This window comes from Pseudomonas sp. KB_15 (genome assembly GCF_052114525.1).
Lineage (GTDB): Bacteria > Pseudomonadota > Gammaproteobacteria > Pseudomonadales > Pseudomonadaceae > Aquipseudomonas.
The window spans coordinates 1-704 of record NZ_JBFREX010000108.1 but is presented as its reverse complement, the minus strand read 5'-3'; the positions used below and the strand labels follow the sequence as shown (position 1 = coordinate 704).

Below are 704 nucleotides of genomic sequence, written 5' to 3'. Positions count from 1 at the left end.
GTGCTGTACACCGTGGCCATTTCCAGCCCGATGATGCCGCCGCCAATCACCAGCATCTTGTTGGGGATGTCCGGCAGTTCCAGCGCGCCAGTCGAATCGACAATGCGCGGGTCCTCCGGCACGAACGGCAGCTTCACAGCCTGGCTGCCGGCGGCAATGATCGCCTTCTCGAAGCGGATCACCGTCTTCTTGCCGGTCGGGGCCTTGGCCATGCCGGCCAGGCCGCCGGTCAGCTTGCCGACCACGGTTTCCTTGTAGTGGCGCAGGCCGTCCAGGTCGATCTTGGCTTCGCCGAACAGGATGCCGTGCGCGGCCAGCGCCTTGGCTTCGTCGATCACGGCCACGTTGTGCAGCAGCGCCTTCGACGGGATGCAGCCCACGTTCAGGCAGACGCCGCCGAGCGAGCCGTAGCGCTCCACCAGCACGGTGTTCATGCCGAGGTCCGCCGAGCGGAACGCGGCCGAGTAGCCGCCGGGGCCGGCGCCGAGCACGAGCATGTCGCACTGGATGTCGGCGCTGCCCGCATGCGTGGCGGCGGCCGGCGCCGGGGCCGGAGCGGCCTTCGGTGCAGCGGCGGCAGCGGGGGCAGCAGCCGGTGCGGGAGCGGCGGCAGGTGTCGGGGCAGCGGCAGCAGCGGCGCCGGCTTCCACGGTGCAGATCACCGTGCCCTTGGCCACCTTGTCGCCCACCTTGACCTTCAAGTC

Annotated in this window: 1 protein-coding gene; it reads right to left on the bottom strand. The window is 70.0% G+C overall.

Annotation, left to right across the window (positions count from 1 at the left end):
- On the bottom strand, window positions 1-704 hold a 704-nt coding region (locus AB4Z35_RS29905), incomplete at both ends, for an FAD-dependent oxidoreductase (protein WP_442101144.1).